The sequence below is a fragment of the Winogradskyella sp. PC D3.3 genome (genome assembly GCF_054366245.1).
Genome location: NZ_CM135962.1, coordinates 1,371,523 through 1,398,318, shown reverse-complemented (window position 1 = coordinate 1,398,318; position 26,796 = coordinate 1,371,523). Strand labels below are relative to the sequence as shown.

General features: G+C 34.2%; 15 protein-coding genes. 1 reads left to right on the top strand and 14 read right to left on the bottom strand.

Annotated elements, in window-relative coordinates; genetic code table 11:
* Positions 1-47: 47 nt before the first annotated feature.
* The 3 genes from ACXGSQ_RS05960 to ACXGSQ_RS05950 all read right to left on the bottom strand — a co-directional run bounded on the left by ACXGSQ_RS05960 (position 48) and on the right by ACXGSQ_RS05950 (position 6,239).
* A complete protein-coding gene (locus ACXGSQ_RS05960; protein ID WP_458628712.1) occupies positions 48-773 on the bottom strand; it encodes a flavodoxin family protein in 726 nt (241 codons plus the stop codon).
* A gap of 25 nt (positions 774-798) precedes the next feature.
* The gene (locus tag ACXGSQ_RS05955; protein WP_458628711.1) at positions 799-2,361 is read right to left on the bottom strand and encodes a protein adenylyltransferase SelO; all 1,563 of its coding nucleotides are present in this window, start codon (positions 2,359-2,361) and stop codon (positions 799-801) included.
* A gap of 203 nt (positions 2,362-2,564) precedes the next feature.
* Positions 2,565-6,239 carry a metallophosphoesterase gene (locus ACXGSQ_RS05950; RefSeq protein ID WP_458628710.1) on the bottom strand — a complete coding sequence of 1,225 codons (3,675 nt, stop codon included), beginning with the start codon at positions 6,237-6,239 and terminating at the stop codon, positions 2,565-2,567.
* A gap of 259 nt (positions 6,240-6,498) precedes the next feature.
* Between ACXGSQ_RS05950 and ACXGSQ_RS05945 the strand changes: the two genes are divergently transcribed.
* Complete coding sequence (locus ACXGSQ_RS05945) at positions 6,499-7,725, top strand: Pycsar system effector family protein (protein ID WP_458628709.1); 1,227 nt, start codon at positions 6,499-6,501, stop codon at positions 7,723-7,725.
* A gap of 54 nt (positions 7,726-7,779) precedes the next feature.
* Here the strand turns inward: ACXGSQ_RS05945 and ACXGSQ_RS05940 are convergent, their stop codons facing one another.
* From ACXGSQ_RS05940 to ACXGSQ_RS05890, 11 genes are all read right to left on the bottom strand, one after another.
* Positions 7,780-10,152, bottom strand: a complete 2,373-nt coding sequence (locus ACXGSQ_RS05940; protein WP_458628708.1) for a GAF domain-containing protein — start codon at positions 10,150-10,152, stop codon at positions 7,780-7,782.
* A 300-nt stretch (positions 10,153-10,452) separates the two neighbouring features.
* Positions 10,453-10,716 carry a hypothetical protein gene (locus tag ACXGSQ_RS05935; RefSeq protein WP_458628707.1) on the bottom strand — a complete coding sequence of 88 codons (264 nt, stop codon included), beginning with the start codon at positions 10,714-10,716 and terminating at the stop codon, positions 10,453-10,455.
* Positions 10,717-10,734: 18 nt separating this feature from the next.
* Positions 10,735-12,855 (bottom strand): glycoside hydrolase family 97 protein, encoded by a 2,121-nt coding sequence (locus ACXGSQ_RS05930; protein WP_458628706.1) that lies wholly within the window; start codon positions 12,853-12,855, stop codon positions 10,735-10,737.
* 60 nt (positions 12,856-12,915) lie between these two features.
* Complete coding sequence (locus tag ACXGSQ_RS05925) at positions 12,916-14,592, bottom strand: alpha-amylase family glycosyl hydrolase (RefSeq protein ID WP_458628705.1); 1,677 nt, start codon at positions 14,590-14,592, stop codon at positions 12,916-12,918.
* 77 nt (positions 14,593-14,669) lie between these two features.
* Positions 14,670-16,565 carry an alpha-amylase family glycosyl hydrolase gene (locus tag ACXGSQ_RS05920; RefSeq protein ID WP_458628704.1) on the bottom strand — a complete coding sequence of 632 codons (1,896 nt, stop codon included), beginning with the start codon at positions 16,563-16,565 and terminating at the stop codon, positions 14,670-14,672.
* A gap of 5 nt (positions 16,566-16,570) precedes the next feature.
* On the bottom strand, positions 16,571-18,958 hold the full coding sequence (locus ACXGSQ_RS05915) for a TIM-barrel domain-containing protein (RefSeq protein WP_458628703.1): 2,388 nt from the start codon (positions 18,956-18,958) through the stop codon (positions 16,571-16,573).
* 27 nt (positions 18,959-18,985) lie between these two features.
* A complete protein-coding gene (locus ACXGSQ_RS05910) occupies positions 18,986-20,923 on the bottom strand; it encodes a glycoside hydrolase family 13 protein (RefSeq protein ID WP_458628702.1) in 1,938 nt (645 codons plus the stop codon).
* A 60-nt stretch (positions 20,924-20,983) separates the two neighbouring features.
* Entirely contained in the window at positions 20,984-23,290 is a 2,307-nt protein-coding gene (locus ACXGSQ_RS05905) for a glycoside hydrolase family 65 protein (RefSeq protein ID WP_458628701.1), read from the bottom strand.
* 46 nt (positions 23,291-23,336) lie between these two features.
* On the bottom strand, positions 23,337-23,993 hold the full coding sequence (gene pgmB / locus ACXGSQ_RS05900) for a beta-phosphoglucomutase (RefSeq protein WP_458628700.1): 657 nt from the start codon (positions 23,991-23,993) through the stop codon (positions 23,337-23,339).
* A 4-nt stretch (positions 23,994-23,997) separates the two neighbouring features.
* Positions 23,998-25,353 (bottom strand): MFS transporter, encoded by a 1,356-nt coding sequence (locus ACXGSQ_RS05895; protein ID WP_458628699.1) that lies wholly within the window; start codon positions 25,351-25,353, stop codon positions 23,998-24,000.
* A gap of 130 nt (positions 25,354-25,483) precedes the next feature.
* Entirely contained in the window at positions 25,484-26,530 is a 1,047-nt protein-coding gene (locus ACXGSQ_RS05890) for a LacI family DNA-binding transcriptional regulator (RefSeq protein WP_458628698.1), read from the bottom strand.
* Positions 26,531-26,796 lie beyond the last annotated feature (266 nt).

Genomic DNA, 26,796 nt, shown 5'->3' with positions numbered 1-26,796 from the left:
TTGTTGTGTTTTAGTATTTAATAAGCACGTTTAGTGTAGACAAAATTCTATCTGTATTCCGGATTTTCGAAAGACCAATGCGTACCACTGTCCCATGCTTCTCGGGAGTTTCCGTAATTGCTATACCCATTATGCTCTTTCAATAATTTTGCTAGGTGTAAAAGATTATAGGTCATAAATGTGGTGTTTCGGTTTGTAAACTCTGAATCAAAACCTACTGGCGGCTTAATAGTTTTATCTTTCCATTTTGAATCTCCATAACTTGGCCCGGGTCCTACTTCACCAATCCATCCGCAATCAGCTTGTGGAGGAATAGAATAACCTATATGCTGCAAGGCATACAAAATACCCATTGCACAGTGTTTGACTCCATCTTCATTTCCTGTCACCATACATCCACCGACTTTACCATAAAACACATATTGTCCTTTATCATTGGTCTCTCCACTCATAGCATATAAGCGTTCAATTAACTTTTGAGCTTCAGAAGATTTTTCGCCCAACCAAATTGGTGTTCCTACTATTAAGACATCTGCTTCAATCACTTTTTTATAAATACTTGGCCACTCATCTTTATCCCAACCATGTTCTGTCATATCTGGATACACTCCAACCGCTACATCACAATCTATAAATCGAATGGTCTCAAATGAAACCTTCTCCTTTTTTAGAATATTCTGAGACACTTGCATAAGTGTTTCGGTATGGCTAGTCGCAGGTGATTTCTTTAAAGTACAATTGATATACAGCACTTTGAGTTTTGAAAAATCCATGATAACATTTTTATTAATTAAACAATTAAGAACTACAAGATAACATAGAGCATCCTACTTTATGCCTTGCCCATTCTGGGCGTTTGGCAAACCATTTTTCATATTTGGGTTGCTCGTCATAAGGCGCTTTTAGTAATTGAAATAAGTCTTCAACTAAACCATAATCTCCTTTATCGGCGTCTTCAATGGCTAATTGTGCCATATAATTCCGAAGTACATATTTAGGATTAACAGTATTCATCATTTGGTGTCGTTGAGCATCTGTTACCTCCTCCTTCTGTAATCTTTGGTCGTAAGCTTTAAACCAAACTTTCCATTGTAACAATTTATCTTTAGTAAGTTCTTCGCGGTTATAAAATGCTTTTTCAATAATTTCTAAGCCATTGTCTGCATCACCTTTCTTATAATGAGCTAATAATCTGAAGGCAATGGTCATATCTGTTTCCGTTAAAAGCAAACAATCCTCTAAATTGGTCATTAATTTAGCATCCGTTTCCATTGCAACTTGTAGTCCTAATTTAGAGCGCATCATTTGGAGGGATTGCTTTTCAAAATCTGTTTGATATTGATTTAAAATGGCTTCAATAGGTTCAGCTTCTTCTATTAATGGATATAGGGCATTAGCGAGTTGCAGTAAATTCCATAATCCAATGTTTGGTTGATTACCATAGCGATAGCGTTTATTTTGACTATCCGTTGTGTTAGGCGTCCAACCGAAATCAAAATCTTCGAGCCAACCGTAAGGTCCATAATCTATAGTTAAGCCAAGAATGGACATGTTATCGGTATTCATAACTCCGTGTACAAAACCAACGCGTTGCCAATGGATAATCATGTTTAAAGTGCGTTGTGTAACCGCTTCAAAAAGTTTGATGTAGGTTTCTTTTGAAGGTTTTCCCAATTCAGGATAAAAGTATTTTAGGGTATAATCGGTTAGTTTTTTAAGGTTTTCGATATCATTTCGAGCTGCAAACAATTCAAAATTACCAAACCGAATAAACGTCGGTGCAACTCTGGCGACTATGGCTCCTTTCTCATAATCTGGATGACCATTATAAAGTACATCTCTAAGGACATCGTCACCAGACAACATTAAACTCAGTGCTCTTGTTGTTGGCACCCCTAAATGATACATAGCCTCACTACATAAGTATTCTCTAATTGAAGATCTCAAAACAGCTAAACCATCACCTTGCCTTGAATATGGTGTTTCTCCAGAACCTTTAAGTTGAATAGCCCAACGCTTATGCTTTTCTTCAACTTCAAATAAATTTATCGCACGTCCATCTCCTAGTTGTCCTGCCCAATTCCCAAACTGGTGTCCAGCATAGGCCATAGCATAAGGCTTTGTTTTGGGATAAACTTTTACTCCAGAAAAAACGTCTAAAAAATCTTTTGATTTGATAGCTTCTTCATCTAAACCAATCGCATTTGCCATCTCTCTTGAAGCATGAATTAATTTGGGTTGCGATGGAATTTTAGGAATTACATAAGAATGTGTCGCCTCAGAGACTTGGCGTCTTGTATTTTCCAAAATAGGATCTGATGGTAACTCTTTACTAAATGTATCTTTTATATTTAACTCCATCTATTTTAGCATTGAGGTTATAGTACACTGAATGCAGTATGCAATAAACCAATTAATAATTCAATTCATTATAAAAATACGACGACATCTTAACTCATATCCAAAATTGAAAATTGAGTCATAGGATAACGCCACTTACCCAAAGTACATTTCTTAGAAAATTCAAAAAAACAAAGAGGCCATTAATCTAAATAGACAATTCATTAAAAGCCAAAACCTAATTTAAAAGCCAAGCGTAATCCTTCATCACTATTAAAAGCTGATAAATTTAAGGTCATCATATCTGCAGCGATTGCAAAAACCCCGCCACCAATTGAAGTGTGCCAAGTGTCTGAATCTTCTGCATCTAACCAAACTCTACCATAATCGAAGCCACCATAAAGTCCTATTTTCAAGGGCATAATACGCGTTTTGACATTTCTTAAATTCAATCGTAAATCTGTACTCTGAACAAAGGCACTTTTACCATTAAACCTCTGATTTCTAAAACCTCTCAACCCATTATCAGCTCCTATTGTAGCGCCTTGGTAAAACTCAAAATCATCTCCTAAATTAAAATGCCCTCTTAGTTTGGTTGCTAAAACAAACTGACCACTTGGTATTAATTTGTAATCCACACCAAATTCTGATATAATATACCCAAATCCTTTTTTAGAATCTGTATTGTTCCTATAACCTCCTTGTAGACCAAAAAGCATCCCTAATGTTGGAAATGCTTCATTGTCTGAATTGGAAAACTGATACTTAGCATCTGCTCCGAAATAGGTATTACTAATTTCTGTGTTATCACCAATATACAGGTTTATAAATCGGCCTTCGGTATCTTCAACTTCTATCCTTTCATAGGTTAATCCGAATTCAAAACTTGCTCCATATCTCCCATTCCACATTAACGTTGGTGTTAATTTTAAAGTTTGAAGTTTTACCCTATTATAATCCAAATTTACGTCCAATCCATCACCTTCATCAGCTTCTGGATTTGGAGTTTCATTACCTGAACCAAAGAAATTAAATGCATAATTTGGACTTGTAAAACGTGTTTTAATCCCGAGATTTAAATTTCCTATAACATTAGCAAATTCTGCGTTATAAGCAACATCAAATCCTTGTGTTGCAAAATAATAAGCTGCTTCCAATTGATGTTGCGAGGTGAATGGATTACGTTCAAAACCATAAGTTGTATATCGATTTACAAAACCTATTCTAAAGCCATCATCTGGATTAGCTCCAAACGATGGAATTAGTTGGTTGGTACTGTTTTTTAATTTTTTATAATCGTAAACATTGGTTTCATAGTCATCTGTTAGCTTCTTATGTCCATTATTATTTACAATCGTATTTTTCTTTGATTTATAGTCGTAGTAAATAACACGTTTTCCATTTTCTATATGATACTTGTCATTATTTTGTCCACCGATTAAGCGCACTTTTATTAAATGATCTCCATTCCCTGTAACATTAAAAACATCGTCGTCATCTAATGCATAAATCCAAATTTCTTTTGTGTCTTTACTATTGTATATACGCTCATGGAACCTATCTTTCTTTTCACCTCCTTTTATGCGGTACGCCGTCACTTTTGTTAACCCGTTTGGAAGACGTTCAACATCAAACCAATCATCTTTATTAGTGCCTTTGATTACAGCATATTTGTTTATTAACTCATAATAACGATTAGATATCTTTTGAAGATTAGCGCGTCTTGCTTTTAACTTCCGTTTAATATCCTCAATAGACTTACCGTTAACTTCTTCTGGAATATTTAAAAATGCTTTTTCAATAACAGCATCAGTAACATGCTCTTGTATATGTTTGACTTGTGCATCCCAAATTTCTTTTCCAGATTGTGTAATGATCTCCATATCTAAAGGATAGGGTTCTACATTAACTCCCTTAACATCTACTAAATCTTCAGAATACTTTCTAAGTATACGAGCTGTTGGAATTAATTTTACAGCCGCTCCCATAAGAAAACCATCGGACATAATTGAAAATGCCTGATCTCTATCTCTTGGCATTGGTCTAAAAACAGTCTTACCATCTTCCTCAAATGCAATCCATCTCCATTGATCTTGATGCCTATCCCAATCTCCAATAAGCATATCAAATAGTCTCGCTTTTATATAAGCTGTTTCATCTACTAGGATATCTTCATCCTTATGAATCTTTTGCATCATGTCTACAGTTGACACCAATTCATTTTGAAAACCAAAACTAGCTTTATCATCATGCCCTTCTGAAGTGTGTTCTTCAATCATATAAAGTTCATCTCCAAAGTCCTCATTATAGTGTCCTAAACGTTCTTGCTTTGGCACATAATACAATACTGGATTGGTATGATAAACCCCAATGGCATCGGCTAAATCACCAATAGCAAGTGGTGCAAAAGGATGCGAACCAGTAAAGACATCTAAAATTAAATCTTCCGTCTCCGTGTTATCAAATTGACCTTCGATATATTGATCTTTAAAAAGGACGGCTTGTAAATATTGAAGTGCCTGCTTTCTCACAGCACGCATAACATATTGAGTCCCATTTTTATCTTCTAAACGTAATGATTTTGATTGGTTTCCCCCACCTTTTCTTACTGGTACTAATCCACCAAACAAGGTGTCTAATAAAACATTCGGCGCCTTAACTTTAGTACTATACTCCGTTCTATAGCGATTTCCCCACAGAAACTTACCAAAACCACCTTTAGTAGTTTCTTCTTCAGAATAGACCGAAGCTAATGTATAAGGTGATGAATTATTAAATACGTCTACCGCTACTGATTGATCTTCAGGAAAAACTTCTGCTTGATAAACCTCTTTTTGTTCATCAACAGCATAAAAAACGACATCTGAAGAACCATCTTTATAAACCATGAGTTTTGCATAGCCAGGAGTCGCATAACCAAATAAACCAGATCCTACATTACGTACGGCAGAAACCTTAGAGCCCGAACCTGATATAATTTGATGTAAATTATCTTCTATCAAATACTGTAAATTGTGTTCATGACCCGAAACAAAAACCACTTTTTTATTTGCTTGCGCTAACGTGACTAAGCGCTTTTTTAATTCGTTATACATTTTGTTTTGAAGGTCTACATTAGCAACACCACTTGTTTTTCTAATACTATTTTTAATCGTTCCTAGTATTGGCAAAGGCGACATGTGGTCATTAAAACTAAATTGACCACCATGAGAACCATTGGTATACATCGGATGGTGTATGGCCACAATGGTTGTTTTACCTCTTGCTTTTTTTATGAGACCATCAAATTCATCTAAAAAATTTTGTCGTGTTTTAATGTCACAATCATCATTAATTGTAGGGTGATTATTCCAATTAGTAATATACCACTGCGAATCAACGATGATAAGTTCGATAGCATCAGACACATGTATTTTATCAATAGGACAGCCATCTTCTGGCATAAAACTATGTTTACCGAGTATTTCTGTAACAAATTGCTCTTGATTTTTTAAACCAGAAATACCAGAATACCAATCGTGATTTCCGGGAATAAAAATAGTTTCACCTTTAAAGTTTTTAACCGCTTCTGTTTGAATTTGTATACGATGTTTTGCTAACTCATAGCCTTTAGACGATGTTTTTGGAAGTCCTTTTGGATAGATATTATCTCCAAGAAAAATGGCTGTACTATGTTTACTAGCTTGTTCTAATTCAGCCTTGAAAGCTTTTAAAGGCTTAGAACTCTCACCTAAATCGGAATTCCCTGCATCTCCAATTAAGTAAAATGTATGTTCTATTGCTTTGTCTGTTGAAATGGCCTTTTCTGAACCGACAACGACCTGCTTCTTAAATGTTGCACATGAAATGTTAAGCACAATTAGACCTAACAAAAAAACAAACTTGTAAAATATTCTCATAAAAATCAGGTTGGTTATCAAAAATACAAATTACAATTGCTACAAACGACTTGTAAATTGGTATTAATACTATAAAAATACTACTCATACTTTTTAATAGTTGACTCAAAAAGTAATTATATTGTACACATACCGACATACTGTTTGTCGTCAAAGTATTTATTACATTGCATAAAATATTTTTATCTAAGCTAAATTTCAATTTTTGACCTTAGGACGTGTAGATAAAAATGCTTAATTTAATCTCTATTCTTAATTCATGGAAAACATTTTATTAGAAGCCAAAAACTATGTCATTCATCTTTTGAATGAAGAATTAGACAACCATTTTGTTTATCATAATCTTCCGCATACCCAATTAGTTGTTGCAAGTGTCAAAACGCTCTCTGAAGCTTTGAATTTAAATGACCAAGAGAAAGAACAATTAGAATTGGCCGCTTGGTTTCACGATACAGGTTTTACTAAAGGCTTCAAGAAGCATGAAAAAGAAAGTGTTAAAATAGCATCAGATTTTCTAAAACAACACCAGTACCCTGAAGCTAAAACTCAATTGGTTTTAGATTTAATATTGGCCACTGAAATAAATCATCAACCTACCAACCTCTTAGAAAAACTCATTAGAGATGGGGATTCTGCACATATTGGAAGCAAAAACTACCATGCAATTTGCGAGTTACTTAGAAAAGAATGGGAACTAACTTGCGACAAAATCTTAACAGATTCTGAGTGGCTCGAGGAAAATATTAATTGGCTAACCACAACGCATCAGTTTTATTCCGATATCGCAGCTGCAAAATGGGAAGAACGCAAAAGCAAAAATTTAGCGCAATTATTGAAGGAACAACATAAATTAAAACAAGCCGATATAAAGCTTCAGCAAAAGAAAGAACAACTTAAATTTAAAAAGAGTAAAGTTGAGCTTCCTGAACGCGGTATAGAAACGATGTTTAGAGTAGCCCTTAGAAATCATATTACGCTGAGTGATATTGCAGATACCAAAGCCAATATTTTATTATCTGTAAATGCGATTATTATTTCATTAGTTATTTCCAATTTGATTTCTAAGTTAGATAATCCTTCAAATGGATATTTAATATTACCAACGGCTATATTTGCCTTATTTACAGTAGTCTCTATCGTTTTATCGGTATTAGCCACACGACCAAATGTAACTAGTGGAAAATTTACAAAGGAAGATGTTGCCAATAAAAAAGTAAATCTTCTATTCTTTGGAAACTTTCATAAAATGAAATTGGATGAATTTGAATGGGCCATGAGTGAAATGATGCAAGACAGAGATTATCTTTACGGATCGTTAACAAAAGACCTGTATTTTTTAGGCCTCGTTCTCAATAGAAAGTACAAATTATTGCGAATTACGTACACCGTATTTATGGTCGGTATTGTTGTAAGTGTGATTGCTTTTGCAGTGGCATTTAAGCTTTCTGGTTTAGAGTCACATGCTCCGGTTACTGCACTTTTATAAATAAAAAAAGGAGTGAGATTTTACGGTACTTTATTTATTCAAGTTTAAGACGAATTACGCCTTAATTTCTTTCATTAAATCATCGTAAGTATAGAAATCTTTATCGCCGTTAATTTTATGATATAAAACGCTTACTCTAATTGCTTTTAACCCTGTAACTGCCTGTAAATCTTGAAGCTCTACAATTTCGATATCATTATCTAAATACTTTTTAGACTGTAAAAACTTGATATATCTTAAATATTCTATTTCATCTTCGCGTTGCGAATAGACGATGCTTATTTTTCCTTTTTGGGTAACGCGCTCTTGAGTCCCTTTTATAAAAGCTTTATCGACGCGTTTTTTTACAATTTCGTATCTGGCATTATAAGTACCATCAACATCAAATTGCTTTTCATCCATTCTAAAACTAATCGATAATGGCTGATTAAAAACTAAAATCATAGATGCCACATCTAATGCTACTGGAAAATCTGGCTGCATCTGATAGTAGACATTTTCCATTTCTACCATGACTTGCAATTGCCATAACCGAAGGTTATATAAGTAAATTGGATTAAAACTATCTTCCTTTGTAATCGACTCACCGATATACATATTATGCTCTACACCGTCTGTTTTAAAACGCTCAAAATAGTGTGGATACATCAGTTGTGCTTCAACCTGTTTTTGATCTAACAATGACGCCATTTCTTTATTAATTAACGAAATTGTATCATCGTATAATTTTCTATGGTGATAAAGCACATCTGCACGATCATCGATATGATTAAAATAGCTATCAATTTCTTCTTTAAGATCTTCAATAGAATAAAGATGTTTTAAAATCGGTTCAATTTCATTTTTAATAAAACTTGAAATCTGATGCTCAGAATCCACTTGAAAATGAACCTCTATATCATTTAGAAAGTCATTTATTTGATAAATATATTGCTCGTAAATGGGAAGTTCTTCAATTTTAGAAGCACTTATTAAGATCATTTTTACCGTATTTAACTGCAATGATAAATCTTGTTGTGTAGCCCAATTTCTTGCTTCAGAAGACCCTTTAATATCTATTTGTCCGTATAGCGGATAAATATTTTCAAAGGCTATTTTATTAAAATTTGAATTTATGCCATTCATGCGATTTATAATAAAACGCTTAGCTTCTTTTTTAAATCTCCAATGGACGCTAGGATGAATGGACGTACATTCTTTTTGAATAATAGCTTCAATTAAATTGGCTTCATCATTTTTAGAACGCTCAACTGCAGACACAATATAAGGCATTACATCTACCAACTTATTAGCGTTAATACTATTTAAAACTTTAGGTTGTTTAGACACGATTTCTAAAATCCCCATTAAGCCATCCTCATTAGCTATTGGAGCAAAAATGGCACTTTTAAATCCTTGCTCGTTCAATACTTTTATGTGAGGTGCCTTACCTTCTGAAAGTTGATATGATTGTTCGATATCTGAAACTGAAAAATATTCATTCTCTCTTAGAAGTTTATTATAGGACCATTCGCACAAAGCATCCGCACAGTTTTTACTTTCTAAATTATTCAGTAAATAACTATTCATTCCAACTCCATGAACACGCTCAAACGTATCGTCTTCTTCATTGTATATCGAAAATCCGACTTCAATATTTTTTAAACCAAATAACGATTGAAAGATTCCGGAAAAACCTTGCATAAAACTTTCGTTTTTACGCTTCTCTTTTCCTATTAATGTCGACTTAATATTAGAGATCGATTGATCGTCTGTGACATCAAATATATTTGAAATTACAAAACCTTTAAAAGTGTAACTATTGAGCGGAAATTTCTCTTTCCATAAATCGATATTTTCAAAATTATCTAGTAATTCGTTGTAATCGTCTTCGGTAATTTTAGGTGCATTTTCATTCGGAATTATTTCTGTAAAATCTGCATTATATAAAATCTTATAATAACGCATTATCCCGTTTGCATCTGGTATTTCGTAAAAAAATGGTCTTTTAAAGTTTAGATTATACCCATAACAGAAATTCAAAATAATAGCACATTCAGTGATATACCTTTGATTTTCTGGTAAATTCTTCATCTCTAATTCAAAATCATCACCAGCTGTTTTTAAAATAGATTTAAAACGTTCTGAAGCATTGAATATAAAATTGTGATAAGGAACAGATGCTGTTTTAATCTCATTTTTAGTTAAAATCGGACTAAAGGCGTCTTGAAGAATTCCTTTTATTTCCTTTTCATGTGTTTCAAATACAGAAAAATCACTAAAGCCTTCTCTTAAAATGGGATTGTTTTCGGCAATTTCTAAGACACGGTGCGCATTAGCTGAAATGTAATCATTATCATCTGCGATTAAGTTCTCATACTGTTTAAATAGCTTATCAAAGCTAATTTTAATCACTAGAGACGATTCTATGTTATCATTAATATCCAAAGAAAGTAGTTTTTTTATATAGGCAAAGTTACGTATTTCTAATATAGTCGATAATTTTAAAAATATCTTACATGATAAATTGTTATACCTATTGGCTATTAAAAAACGTTTAAAACCCTAATTTACCATAGGTCCAATTAGAACCATCACTTATAAAAATAAGTGTTTTATTTAAATTTCCACCTCCTACAACTGTTGTCATATTCACAACAGTTGTACTAGACGTACTATCGCCTGCAAAAAATTCAACTCCTGCTCCTTGAGTTAGAATATAAGCTGTTTCTGTATCTGTAATATTTCTTAATATGTAGATTCGTCCTGGTACAGTTCTTGATATGGCAATTCAAAATCCGCATTACCAGAAGTAGGTATCAGATTAATATAAACACCATCATCAATAGAGGTTGCAGTACCACTTGGCCCTCCAATTAAACTCACAACTTTAAGAGATAAGTTTCCGTTTATATCTAACGTGCTTTTGGGATCTGTAGTACCAATTCCTACTTGGGCCAATGCATTATTAGTGAATAATATGAGCGTAATTAAAATGATTAAATTTTTCATGAGGGATAAATATTTAATTTATACTTTTTTTAAACTAATAGCAAAACCTCCACCTTCAGCTAACTTTACATTTAATTTAGAACCTTTACTCACCTCTATTTTTTCTATAGAAATATCTAAAGGATTGTTATCCCAGTGTGCATTTTCGCCATCTCTATAAATGATAACCTCATACTTTTGGTTCGCATCTAAAAAGTCGAAAACAACATCTATGTTTCTTGCATTTTCGTCTGTAATACCTCCCACAAACCAATTGCCAGTTTCCCTTTCCTTTCTAGCAATAGTCACATAATCTCCAACTTCTCCATTTAAAACCTTAGTCGTTTCCCAATCGACACCAACATCTTTAATAAACTGCAACGGTTCTGGATTAGCCTCATAATGCTCTACCAAATCAGCAGCCATTTGCACCGGACTGTAAATAACCACATACAATGCCAACTGCTGAGCAATGGTGGTGTTGACTTGATTATCTTTTTTGAATTCATCAAACTTAATATTGAAAATACCAGGCGTAAAATCTATAGGTCCAGACAACATTCTTGTAAACGCAACAATGGGTAAGTGCTCTGGTGGATTACCTCCATCACTTGCCCAAGCATTAAATTCTTGACCACGCAAACCTTCTCTAGAAATGGTATTTGGATAAGTACGTCTTAAACCTGTCGCTTTAATCGGCTCATGGGCATTGATGGCAACTTGATACTTTGCTGCTTTTTCTACTGTATGATTATAATGATTCACCATGTATTGCCCATGATGATATTCGCCTTTTGGTAATATTTTACCAACATAACCTGTTTTAACCGTATGCATACCATATTTCTGCATCAATGCAAAAGCGGTATCTTGTTGTTTGGTATAGGTTTCTGTAGCTGCAGAAGTTTCGTGATGCATAATAATGTCCACACCTTTTTCTTTTCCGTAACGTACGACCTCTTCAATATCATAATCTGGATATGGAGTTACAAAATCGAACACTCCTTCTCTGTCTTCAAAACCAATCCAGTGTTCCCATCCTATGTTCCAACCTTCAACTAAAACACCACCAATATTGTTTTTTGCTGAAAAATCGATAAAGTTTTTTACGTTTTCTGTAGTTGCTCCATGTCTTCCGTGAGACGCTCCTCCATCTGTCCATGTGCTCATATCTTGCGTCATCCCGTAATCCCAAGATGATTTACCTAAGTGCATTTCCCACCAAACCCCAGTATATTTCATAGGTTTAAACCAAGAGACATCTCCAAGTTTATTAGGTTCGTTTAAGTTGACAATAAGATTAGATTCAATTAATTCTGGAGCATTATCTGTAATTTGAATCGTTCGCCAAGGTGTATTGAAGGGCATTGTTTTTTTTACTTTGTAATCTGTGTTTTTTGAACCTACTAAATTACTTTTAAGGTTCAAATTTTCAGTATCTACTTTTAAAGTCATCCCTGAATAATCGACTAAAGCTGCTTCATGAAAACTTAAATGCGTCCCATCACTTCCCACCATAGTAACTGGTGTATTCACTGCATTTTCTGGAATATAAGTTTGGGCTAAATTTTTATGATTCGCAAATTGCAAAGCATCAATTTCAGACAGTTTAGTTGTATTGTATAAATGTTCGTAGATATCCCAATCTCCCGGAATCCAAAAGGTTTTATAGTCTTCTGTAAGATTAAATTCCGTGTGTTCTTCTGTTATAAACACATCTCCTTTTAATCGTGCTTGCTCTGGGAATTCATATCTAAATCCAATACCGTCATCATAGACTTTAAATACGATGGTTAAAAAACGCTCTGGACTTGTTTTTTCTTGAAGCTCAACCTTTAATTCGTTATAATGGTTAACCACATCTAATTGTTCTCCCCAAGGCATTTGCCATGTTTCGTTAAACGTTGAACTGCTTGTATTTTTAACTATGAAATTCTTATGAAAAGCAGGAGCATCTTTAAATTCAAAACCTAAATAAGAGGTATCAACAACGGTTTTATTGTTGAATTTAACCATGTAAAAAGGACGTCCTTCCTTATTAATGTTAAAATCAATAGTCACCTTTTTATTTGGTGACGTGATTTGCATAGTTTGTTTTTTTTCTGAATTGCATGAGAATAATGATAATGCAATTGCGAAAACTAAAATGTATACTTTCATAATATTTATCATCTTTAATACCTGTTAGGTTTTGGAAACCTTACAAGTCAATTTTATAGCTTATTTTCTTTCTAATAAAACGACTTCAAATTCTGTGTCTAAAGTGATTTTTCCATTTTCTACAGTTGCTGTTTTTCCAGAATAAGCATCATGTAGCAATACGCTTTCTTGAAAAACTTTAGAAACATCAATCACTTTCATTCCTTTTTCAAGATCTAAACCTATAACGACTTTATCTTTAAAATCTCCTTTTTCGTAGCTTCTGAAGAAATAATAAGGTTGTTCAGTTATCATTTGATGCTTTCCGGCACCAATTGCTGGGTGTTTTGCTCTAAATTGACCTAATTTTTGCCAATGTGTTAATACGTCTTTGGTATGTTGTCTTTTAGCAATAGCATCCCAATTCATCATTGAGCGTAATGTTGCATCTCCTTCGGTTCCTTCTACAATAAGAGAACGAGAAGATTCATCACCATAATAAACCTGCGATGTTCCTGGCGATAATAACAATTTATTAGCGGTTTCAAAGGGCTTTTTTCTTTGAGCATCAAAAGGATTTCCATCATCATGTGAACTCAAATAATTTAATGTACCAAAACCTTCCAAGGCGTCGTGTAAAATAGCATCATAATGTGCGAATAAATCTTCATACCCCATGTCTTTCGAATTGTACTTAAACTCGAAATTAATAAGACTTTGAAAACTAGGAGGATTAAAATAATTGACTTTTCTATTACCAAAATCAAATTCTTGACCACTACTTACTCCATAGTTATAAACCTCACCAACAAGGTAAAAATCGTTATCGTCTAAAACTTGATCTGGATGGTGCTTTTTATATTCCGAAAAGGCATAATCACATTCCACTTTAAACTCTTCCCAAACATATTCTTCGGTATGTTTTACGGTATCTGCTCTATACCCATCAACTCCAAATTCGGTGATATAATCCGTGAGCCATTTCATAATATAAAATCGCGGTGCTCTTGGGTGACCTGTACGTTCAAAAAAGGCATCGAGCTCCTTTACTTCTTCTTCATAGCGTCCTTCTGCTTTCCATTTTTCTACCAATTGCGACGGTAATTCCACGTCATCATTACTTTCGGTTCTAATATCTGGAAGGTTAGCTACCAATGTACAGCTTACAGTATTTTCATAATTATCATAAGTACATTGCTTATCTGTTCTTACCCATTCTTCTGGCCAAACAGGATCTTTATCTGTTACTGGTCCTGTATGATTGATAACAGCATCTAACACAATTCTTATACCTCTAGCATGCGCCTCTTTTACCAACTCGTGTAAATCGTCTTTGGTTCCGTAATTCGGATCAATTTTTGTCCAGTCTTTTGTCCAATAGCCATGAAAACCATAGGTAATTCCGGTACCTTCGTCTGTTCCTCCGTGGATTTGTTCCACTATTGGAGTCATCCAAATGGCATTAATTCCTAGATCTGTAAAGTAACCTTCTTTTACTTTTTGAGTGATGCCTTTAATATCTCCTCCTTCAAAACCTCTCAGTTTTCCGGTTTTTTCTGATCTATCAAAATTAACATCATTTGATGTGTCCCCATTATTGAAGCGATCGATTAATAAAAAATAGAGATTTGCACCTTCCCAAATAAATGGTATTTCTACAACTTCAGGTGTTTCCACGGTAGCGGTTTGGTTTTCTGTGTCTTTATTTTTGAAACTCAAAGTGACAAGAATTATAGTAAATAAAAATAGTTTTTTCATATGTATTGCCCACGAAAGTGGGTATCTTTTTGATTATCGGTATTAGATCTGCTAGGTTTACAAAACCTGCTAGGTCTTTATTTGATTTTTAAAATAAACGACTCCAAAGGTTTAATATCAATTCTGACTTGCGCTTTGCCATTCTCAACTTTTAATGTTGAAGTATATTGGTTATACAATTGATCTTTTACTTCGTATGTACCATCTTGAAGTTTTAATTTTTGAACTAAATCTTCTGGTAATTGCAACTCAAAACCATAAGTATTATCGGCATTAAAGTTTGAAATGATGATTAATTTTTCATCATCACTCCATCGTACAAACGACAACACTTTATCATTATACCATTCGGTATGTTGGTGATTGTAATGCTGAAGATCTTGATAGTCTCCCATTAAGGCCGAGCTATTGATGGTAAAATTTAACAAACGCTTATAAAAATCACGAAGCTCTAATTCTTCTGTTGTAGACTGCCCTCCATCAAACTGTTTATTGTTAACCCAACGGACTACACTTGGTACAGAGCCATAATCGAAAATCGAAGTCCGAGTTGGATCTCCAAACCCTAAATCTTCGGCTCCTGGCTCACCGAATTCTTGTCCGAAATAAATCATAGTTGGTGCTGTTGATGACGTTGCCGAAACCACCATTGCGGGTTTTCCTTTTAATGCATTCCCAGCAAAATCTGGACTCGCAATACGTTGCTCATCATGATTTTCTAGAAAATGAAGCATATGATGTTCAATATCACTTAAATCTTTCAAGATTGGAGGAATATTATCTGTACTTCCATGACCTTGCATCACGTGTTTTAAGGTATCATACAATTGTACTTTATCATACAAATAATCCATTTTTCCTTTTTTGATATAATCTCTGTATAAACTTGGATTGTAAACTTCGGCTAATAAGAAGGTCTCTGGATTTTCCATTTTAATATGCGAATTCATATAACTCCAAAATTCAACTGGCACCATTTCTGCCATATCATAACGGAAGCCATCCACTCCTTTGGAGGTCCAATACAAGGCGATATCTTTAAATTTTATCCATGAGCTAGGAACCGTTTTATCTTTCCAGAACTCGAAGTGTTTTTTGTAATCCTCATTGTCGAAACCATCTGGTAATTCATCAAAGTCTTTTCTTCCTTCTGGTGAAATTCCATAATTTACTTTTACCGTTTCGTACCAATCATTCATATCTGGTTGCGATGCACGTGATCCGTTACCTGTCCATTTTGCAGGTACTTCTTCAAATTTACTATCGGCTAAAGGATGTTGCTCACCTCCTAATGGTTGGTAGCCATTTTTCCATTCTGGCACTTTAAATGCTTCACCTGGATTATAGTAAAAATTATTATTGACGTCGTAAGTTTTAGTTGTATCATCTTCAGCTCCAAAATCGGTTGTGCCTTCAGGATTAGTTAAACTTTGATAATTACGCGCTACGTGATTTGGAACGATATCAATAATCACTTTTAATCCGGCTTTGTGTGAGCGCTCTATTAAGGCTTCAAACTCTTCTAATCTATGTTTAACATTTACAGCTAAATCTGGGTTCACATTATAATAATCTTTAACTGCATAAGGCGAACCTGCTCTACCTTTTACAATATCTGGATCGTCGTTTGAAATGCCATATTTTGTATAATCGGTAATCACATCATGATGGGGCACACCTGTGTACCAAATATGTGTCACACCTAAATCTTTAATTTCACTTAAAGCTTTATCGGTAACGTCATTAAATTTTCCAACTCCATTTTCTTCTAGGGTTCCCCAAGGTTTATTGGTGGTATTAGTATTACCGAAGAGTCTTGTAAAGACTTGATAAACGACTTCCTTTTTCTTCATGCTCTGTTTTATTTCTTTATCATTTCGGCTACGCTCCATGTCTGTGTTCTTAGTTTCATTTTTGCATCCAAAAAGACTTAATACAACTAATAACGTTGCGATTCTTTTACTATTTTTCATTTGGATTATTTTTTGAGTTTAACCGTAATTATTGAAGTTTCTCCTGAATTTCTTTCAATAGGAATTCTAGCAGTTTTTAAGGTCTCAGACCAATCAAAATCCGAATGCCTGCCCACTGTAATTCGTTTGGGTTTATGTGCTAACCCGTGAATAGTTAGATAGTATAAACGTGATTTTGAATTAAAATTCTTTCCTATTTTATCTGAGAATTTAAATTCTAAAACAGAACCTTTGGTGGTTACATCAAAATTTAAAATTTCATAAGCTTCGTTTGCAACAGCATTTGCAGATTTTCCATCATCCGAATAGATTTGTCGGCTACCCGTTACAACAGATGAATCGTGATAGTAATCAATTTTATATACGTTATCATCATATTTATCTGTAGTTTGAACTACACTTGTATTTGGAATAAAAGCTCCTGCTCTTACGTATGTCGGAATTGAGTTTTCTTTTAATGCTACCGATTTTGTTTGTCCACCATTTATTTTTTCATCCGTATAAAAATCAAACCAGACATTGTCCTTTGGAAAGTAAACGTCTTGTTCTGTTATCGCTGCTTCTAAAACAGGTGAAACTAAAATATCATTTCCCCATAAATAGGTTTTTGAATAGTTAAACAGTTCTGAATTAGCTGCTTCTTCAAAAAACAATGGTCGCATTAATGGTTTCCCAAATTTGGTATTTTCATATACCAAATTGTAATTGTATGGCAATAATTTATAGCGTAATTCAATAGCTTGCTTGGCTAGTGCTTTTGCTTTTTCGCTTCTAAAAATGGGTTCGCTTGGCACATCTTCTTGAGCATGTGGTCTAAATATTGGATTAAATACTCCGTACTGCAACCAACGTACATAAAGCTCATCATCTAAATTAGCACCTGCAAAACCACCTAAATCACTATGCATATACGCTAATCCTTGCATTCCCATTTGTAGTGCAATTTCAGGTTGACTTTGTAAACCACCCCAAGTTTTATTTACATCTCCTGACCAAGGAATTAATCCATAGCGTTGCGACCCTGAGTAGCCCGCACGCATTAAGATGAATGGTCTTGTATTTGGAAAATCGCGTTGATAACCTTGATGAATCAATCTAGCCCAATCGTGGCCGTAAATATTATGAACTTCATCTGCACTACCGGTTTTATGTTGTACCCAATTGGGGTGCACTTCTGGCTCGCCCAAATCGCCCCAAACTCCAGCAACTCCTTTGTCGGCTAATCCTTTATAGATATCCCAAAACCATTTTTCGCCCTTAGGATTGTAAATATCAATGAGCCCTGTATTGCCAAAATAGAAATCGTATTTCGCAGGATTACCTAAAGAATCTTTAGCTAACACATCTTTTTTAACGGCTTCATTCCATTTTTTAGACGTTGTTAGTACAAAAGGTTCTGTAATCGTAATCGTTTTTACACCTTTAGTATTGAGGCGCTTTACCATGCCTTCAAAATCAGGAAAGGAATCTCGAAAGACTTCCAAATTTCCCATAGTCCCTTTTAGTTCTTTCCCAAACCAATATAAATCGAGAATAATAGCATCTACAGGAATTTTTTCATCATTAAATTTAGCGATTGTCTGTTCAACTTCTTTCTGTGAATGGTAACCAAAACGACTCGAAAAATTCCCTAAAGCCCAACGTGGCACCATGGGTTGTTTTCCTGTTAAATTGGTATAACTATCTAACATATCTAACCATGAGTCTCCTACAATGACTTGATAGGTTTTTCTACCCGAAATAGTTTCGTATTTCAAGGTATTATCTCCTTTGCTATCTAAATCTAAAAAGCCGATTGGAGCGTTATCAAAATGAATCATGTATTTGTTAGACGACAACACAATTGGCATGGTATAATTCATTAACCCACTATGGGTTTCATAGCCGTAATGAGCTCTGTTGTATAATTGTAATCGGTTACCGCGACGATTCATTCCTAATGCTCTGGCACCACCACCATATAACACTTCGTCTGTTGTAAGATTAAATTCTATAGTTTCTAAACTATCGTTTTTTGCATACCCTTCTTTTTCAGAAACTACAAACTGATCTTTATAATAGTATGAAATTTGAAATGGTTCTTTAGTTATCGTTACGTTTAATCCCTTTGTTTTTAAGACCACATCCGAACCTCTGTCTGTCATTTCGAAATAAGAACTATAAGGTTCTGCAATTACAGCATGAGACTTCTTTTTGAGATAATCCCCTTGAGGGACAAAGGTCGTTTCTATGATATTGGCCGAATAGGATTTAAAAATGTAATAGCCATCATTGACTTCTACCTTTAAATCTAAACCTTGTTTAACTGCACTTTTAAAAACACGATTGGTATTTTGAGCCGCTAAAAATGCAAAGGAAAAGAGGATTATGGTCGCTAAAATTATATTTTTCATTTTTAGATAATTGTATATAAACTCTAATTAAAACTTAGTGGTAAAAATGAAACTACCTTTGGCAGGTAATGCTATACTAGTGTTCCATTTTATGTCTTCTTGAGTAATGATATTTTTTAGCATCTTTCCATCTAAACCTAACTCTTCAAATCTTTCTAAATCTAATTCTATTAGATCTTCATTTTTATTAATGATGTGTACAACTGTTTCATTATCCAAAATTCTAGCTAAAACATAAACTCCATTTTCTGGTGCAAAATGCATGGTTTTTCCATTGTGAATAGCCTTGCTGTTTTTTCTGTAATTTAGGATTTGTTTAAGATAGACTTGCATGTCTTTTTGTGCTGCAGTTAGTCCTTCTCCTGAAAATGCATTTACAGTATCACCTTCCCAACCTCCTGGGAAGTCTGTGCGGATTAAACCATGATCTCCAGGATTATCAAAATCGTCCATTAAGATTTCTGTTCCGTAATAAATTTGTGGAATTCTTGGCATCATCAATAGATAACTCAATGCCATTTTAGTATTAGTTATATCGCCTTTAAATTCTGTAAAAACACGACTCTTATCATGGTTGTCTAAAAATGCCATAATATCTTTTGGAGAGGCATAGGCAAAATCATTAGCTAAGCCTTCATACATTTTAACAAGTCCTTGATCCCAAGATTCGTCTTCGTTTAAGGCATCTACGATATATTTTTGCATGGCAAAATCCATGGTCGATTTTAAATTAGAATCGTATTTATCGTTGTTATGGTGTCCTTCTTGCCAATACCCTATTAATAATGGATTGTAACTCCATTCTTCACCTACAATAGAAAAATTAGGATATTCGGTCATAATAGCTCCTGCCCAATCACTCATAAAATCTTTATCAGAATATGGATAGGTATCTTGACGAATACCTCCTAAACCTAAAGTTTCGACCCACCAAATACTATTCTGAATAATATAGTTTGCCATAAATGGATTGCGCTGATTTAGATCTGGCATACCCGAAACAAACCAACCATCAGCCATCTCGCGATGATCGCTTTTAGAGGCATAAGGATCTTGGTTGGTAGTACGTCTGTGGTTGGATGTTTTAGTAACTTTCCAATCCCAGTTATCTATATGTTCTTCGTATAACTCTTGATAGTTTACCCAATCGTTAAACGGTAAATCTTCCATCCACCAATGGTATAAACCACAATGATTAGCCACCTGATCCATGATGAGTTTCATATCTCGCGATCTTAAATCATCGGCTAATTCTCTATACGTTTCTAAGGTTCCAAAACGTGGATCGACTTTATAAAAATCTGTTATAGCATAGCCATGATAAGATCCATTGGGCATATCATTGATTAAAACAGGACAGGGCCAAACGGCAGTAAATCCTAGGTCTTCAATATAATCTAGATGCTTGGTAATCCCTTGAATATCTCCACCATGTCTCGCATAATCATCCGTTCTATCAATACCTTGTTGAAGCAGCCCTTCTACTTCATCGTTTTTAGAATTGGCATTTGCAAAACGGTCTGGTGTAATAAGGTAAATCGCATCAGAACTATCAAATCCTATGTAATCTTCGGCTGGTTTTTCTCGTGACTTTAATTCGTAAGTATGAATTAATTCTAATTTATTTTCAAATTGAAACGTAATATTGAATTGCCCTGCTTTTGCTGTTTCAGCGATATCTAAATCTAAAAATAAATAATTAGGACTATCTGCCTTATGAACTTCCTTGAGAGTAACTCCGCGATACGAAATTTGAGGTATTGCATTACCAATGTTTGGATGCTTAACCAGTAGTTGCACGTTTTGATTTTTAAAACCAACCCACCAATTTGGGGGCTCAACACGTTCAATATCGTTTCTAATTTCTAAAACCGTTTTAGAAACAACTGTTGTTTTAGACGTGGTTTCTTTGCACGACACATTAATAAGGATAAATATTATAAAAATGTGTTTTAGTGCTTTCATGTCTATTTATTTTAAAAACCTGTCAGGTTATAGAAACCCGACAGGAAATTATAGTTTTATTTAAACGGTAACCCTATTATTAGGACTAATTGAAACTTCTTTTCCATCTACATAAATGGTTAAATCTTTATCGCCTTCTAATATAAATTGTGTTTCGTTTTGGCTAACACTTACAGTGATAATTTGATGTCTAAAATTCACTTTAAACGAATACGCCTCCCATTGTTTTGGTATTTTAGGTTCAAAAGATAAGGTATCATTTTTAACTCGCATACCTCCAAACCCTTCAACAATACTCATCCAAGTACCAGCCATTGAGGTGATATGTAAACCTTCGTGTACTTCGTGATTGTAATCATCTAAGTCTAATCGAGATGTTCTTAGATAAAAGGTATAAGCTTGATCCATACGGTCTAATTTAGCCGCTTGAATACTATGTACACAAGGGGACAATGAACTTTCGTGAACTGTAAATGGTTCATAAAACTCAAAGTGACGTTCTAATTCTTCCGTGGTAAATTTATCTTCAAAGAAATACATTCCTTGTAGTGTATCTGCTTGCTTTATGTAAGGAGAACGTAAAATTCTATCCCAAGACCATTTTTGATTAATTGGTCGTTGTGATTGGTCTAAATCTTTTACTGTGATTAATTCTTTATCTAAAAAGCCATCTTGTTGTAAAAACACCTTGTGTTCTTCAGAATATGGAAAGTACATATTGTCGGCTACCTTTTTCCAAAGGTCTAACTCCTCATGTGTAATTTTAGTTTTACCAGCAATTCTGTTATAATCATCATTATAACCTTCTTTTACTTTTTCAATCGTTTCTAAGGTATAATCGATACACCATTTCGCAATATAATTTGTGTACCAATTGTTATTAACGTTGTTTTCATATTCATTTGGTCCTGTAACTCCAAGAATAACATACTTATTCTGGTTTGTAGAAAAATTAGCTCTTTGATGCCAAAAACGTGCAATTCCGATTAAGACTTCAAGTCCCATTTCTGGAATGTAGCTAAAATCACCTGTATATCTATAATAGTTAAAGATGGCAAAAGCTATAGCGCCATTTCTGTGAATTTCTTCAAACGTAATTTCCCATTCGTTATGGCATTCCTCACCATTCATGGTCACCATAGGATATAAAGCCGCTCCATTTGAAAAGCCTAATTTTTCAGCATTTTCTATGGCTTTTTCAAGATGGTTATAACGATATTTTAAAAGGTTTCTAGCGACTTCTTGGTCTTTAGTTGCCATATAAAAAGGAATACAATACGCTTCAGTATCCCAATAGGTACTTCCTCCGTATTTTTCTCCCGTAAATCCTTTTGGACCAATATTTAAAGTGGCATCTGTACCTGAATACGTTTGATTGAGATGAAAAATATTAAAACGAATCCCTTGCTGTGCTTTAACATCACCATCAATGGTAATATCTGCCATATCCCAAATTTTAGCCCAAGCTTCTTTTTGGTTGTCTAATAACTTAGAAAAACCAGCTTCTGTAGCTTTACTTAATGTGGATTTTGCTGCAGCAACTAATTCATTTTTATCGTGATTGCGATCTACAGTATAACCTCCAAATTTGTGAATAGAATATGTTTCTCCTTGCTCAACATTATAAGTATAACTGAAAGCCGCTAAATTTGAATCTGCCGTAAAATTTGGTTCAGTTAATACCGATTTACCATCAATAAAAACTTGAGACTCCATAAAGGTACAGGTGTAAAAATCTGTTTTCATGGTTTTAGCCTGAATGAAGGCTTGATGATTCTTGTGACTCACATTTAAGGTGTCCCAAAACTTATCGTCCCAATTGGTATCTTCGTTTGTAATTCCTGAATCTAAATATGGTTCGAAGGTAATTTCTGCAGCTGCATTTAGAGGTGTAATGTTGAAATTAATCGCTCCAACTTCATCTAAATCTAAACTTAGGAATCGGGTCGTTTTCACTTCAACTTCAATATCATTTTGAAGCGTTGCAACAAAACTACGAGACAACCAACCCTCTTTCATGTTTAGTTCTCTACGAAAGTTTTTTACGTTTTTACAAGTAAATAAATCGAGTTGTTCGTTATTAATAATGACATTAATCCCTATCCAACTTGGCGCATTTAAAACTTTAGCAAAATATTCTGGATACCCATTTTTCCACCAACCAACTCTAGTTTTATCGGGATAGTAAACGCCTGCAATGTAGCTCCCCTGAAATGTAGGGCCTGAGTATTTTTCTTCAAAATTAGCACGTTGTCCCATAGCACCATTTCCAATGCTAAATAAACTTTCTGATGCTTTAACATGATCTGGTTCAAATCCTTCTTCTAAAATTGACCAGTTGTTTGGGATGATGTAATCTAGGTTCATTTATAATATTATTTAAAAGTCTCTTTATGAGACATTTTTTTTATGTTTAGTTTTCTATTAATGATTTTATAAAATCATCTGATATTTCTGTAAAATCATTGAACACGTAGTCTGCATGACCTAATACGTCTTTACTTCCGATACCTATAGATATCATATTGGCTGTATTAGCTGCTTCAACTCCAGCAACAGAATCCTCAAAAACAATACAATCTTCTGGTTTTATGTTGATCTCCTTAGCGGCAATTAAAAACACTTCGGGATTTGGCTTTGCTTTGCTGACATCATTACCATCTACAATAGCATCGAAGTCCGTTAGTAAATTCACACGTTCTAAAATGGTTCTAGCATTTTTACTTGCTGAACCTAAAGAAATCGGTTGATTATTTTCTTTTAGTGTTTGTAAAACTCTTGGAACATCGGGTAGAATTTCATTTTCATCCATTTCGGCAATAAAACTTAAGTACTCTTCGTTCTTTTTACCCATGAGTTCGTTAAACAATTCTTGAGAAATGGTTTTATTTCCCCAAGCCAATATTTTTTCTAAAGAGCGTACACGGCTAACTCCTTTTAATTGTTCGTTTTCTTCTTCTGTAAAATCGATATCTAAACCTTTAGCCAATTGCTGCCATGCTAAAAAGTGATATTTGGCGGTATCTACTATTACACCATCGAGATCGAATATGAATCCTTTTTTGTTCATCTATTTATTTTTGAATAACGTCATCAACGTCTTTAACTTTTGATACTAATGCTGCTGCGATTAAAAAACTAATACCACTTATCATTAAAGCAAATATGGCTTGATTTCCATAGGCATATTTAACAAGAGGTCCACCAATTAAGGCATTAATTATTTGAGGAATTACAATGAAGAAATTAAAAATCCCCATATAAACACCCATCTTTTTTGGAGAAATTGAACCAGCTAAAATAGCGTAAGGCATAGCCAAAATACTTGCCCAAGCGATTCCTATACCAATCATAGAAACGATGAGCCAGTTTTTGTCTGGCATGATGTAAATTGAAAGTAAACCTAATCCTCCAATAACTAAGGATATGGCATGCGTGCGTTTTCGTCCTATTTTCTTTGCGATATAAGGAAGTACAAAAGCATAAAATGCAGAAACAAGATTATAGACTCCAAAAAGAATACCAACCCAATCTCCAGCATCTTGATACGTAGAACTACTGCTGTCTGTATAAGGCAAACCATAAATGTGTTGTGCGATTGCAGGTGTTGCAAAGACCCACATTCCAAAAAGTCCAAACCAAGAAAAGAATTGTACCCAACTTAGCTGACGCATTGTTGTTGGCATTTTTCTAAAGTCATCAAAAATATCAACTAAACTCGATTTTTCTTCATTAGCTATTTTATCAGCATAGGTCTCTTCCTGATCTTCAAAACTATGTAATTCTTCTGGTGTATACTCTTTTGTAGTAATAACTGTTACCAAAATCGAGATGATTAAGATCACAGCACCTATAATAAAAGATAGTATTAAATTTGTTGGAACAACACCTGCAACAGTTTCATTTGACACCCCAAACCAATTGGTTAAGGCATAAGGCAACCAAGACCCAATAACGGCTCCGAAACCGATTAATGCTGTTTGAATGCTAAAACCTGCCGTACGCTGATCGGTTCTTAAATTATCACCAACTAAAGCCCTAAAAGGCTCCATAGCAATATTAAAAGAGGCATCCATAATCATTAGCATCCCTGCTCCAACCCATAGTGCTGGTAAAAAGGCAATAAACATGTCTGCTTGTGGCATAAGCACAAGACCAATTGACGATAAAATAGCTCCTACTAAAAAATAAGGTTTTCGTCGTCCTAATTTACCCCAAGTTCTATCGCTATAATATCCAACAATAGGCTGAACTATAAGTCCCATTAAAGGCGCTATAATCCAAAACCATGATAACTCATGGACATCTGCTCCAAAAATTTGAAGAATTCTACTTGCGTTGGCATTTTGAAGGGCAAAACCCATCTGTATCCCTAGAAATCCAAAACTCATGTTCCAGATTTGCCAGAAACTTAATCTACGCTTTTCCATTAAATAGTATATTAAAGTTAATACTATTCTGACAAGCTTAGCTTATCAAAACTTATGATGAGAAGTGAAAATATAAGTTTTGAATATGCGACAAAGATAAAAAAGATTTTAAAACGGCAATGATAAATTTTTATTTGGTAGATTCTCGTTCAACTAAATCTGTAGTAATTACAACGGTTTGAAAGACTTCATCTGCACTATTAAATTCACTTTCTAATTTATCAATTAATAGTTCCGCAGCTTTTTCCCCCATACGCTGCGCATGCTGACTCACGGTAGTAAGACTTGGTGTTGCGTGTTTTGATAACACCCCATCAGTAAAACCAATAACCTGTACATCATTAGGCACATCGAGTCCTAATTTTCGAGCGACTTTCATGGCCAATAAGGCATATATTTCATTCACAGCAAAAACACCATCTAATTTAGGGTTGGACTGAAACAACTGCTCTATTTCCTTTTCAAGTGCCTCTAAATGCGCTTCATAATCTAAAGATTCGTCAATTTTTAAAATTAACTCTGATTTTGGTGGCATTTGGTGTTCCTCTAAAGCTTCAAGATAACCTTGTGTCCTTAATTTACCAACGCTTACATAATCTTTTGTAGTAATTAAAGCAATGGATTTACATCCATTTTCTATTAGTTTTTCAACTGCTTTTTTTGCACCATTAAAATCATCAACAATAACCTTATCACATTTTATCTCGGACACTACACGATCAAACATTACAATAGGCATTCCTTGCGTCATCGTTTCATTAAAATGGTGATAATCTTGCAACTTTAAGGTTTCTTTAGACATCGATAGAATAAAGCCGTCAATACTACCATTGGCTAGCATTTCCATGTTAATCACCTCCTTAGAAAAGGACTCATTAGACAAACCAATAATAACATTATAACCTCTTTTGTTCGCTACAAGCTCAACTCCACTAATAACCTTAGAAAAGAAATGATGGACAATCTCAGGAATTATGATTCCTATTGTATTTGTTCTTCTATTCTTAAGACTTAAAGCAATATTATTTGGTCTATAATTATAGAGTTTAGCGAATGCCTGAACCTTCTGTTTGGTGTCGTCGCTAATTTCGGCACTATTACGCAACGCCTTAGACACTGTAGAAATAGAAACATCGAGTTCTCTTGCTATTTGTTTTAATGTTATTTTTCTTTTCATGTGTGTATATTAATTCTTTATTTTGTTGCATCTTATACGTCACCAAGCATTCCTTGATCTAACAAAACGCTTTATAGGCTTCATTCTTAAATAAGGCTAAGAATAAACGAATATAAGTCAAATATTAAATTAAAGAATTTTTGACTTCGCAATTTTTAGATATTATTAATAAAAGATACTCAGTTTTTTACTAATCTTCTCCGAATGTTAATATTTTAAGAAAAGTTTTTAACACGAAAACGTTTTCGTGACTTTCGTCATCTTTT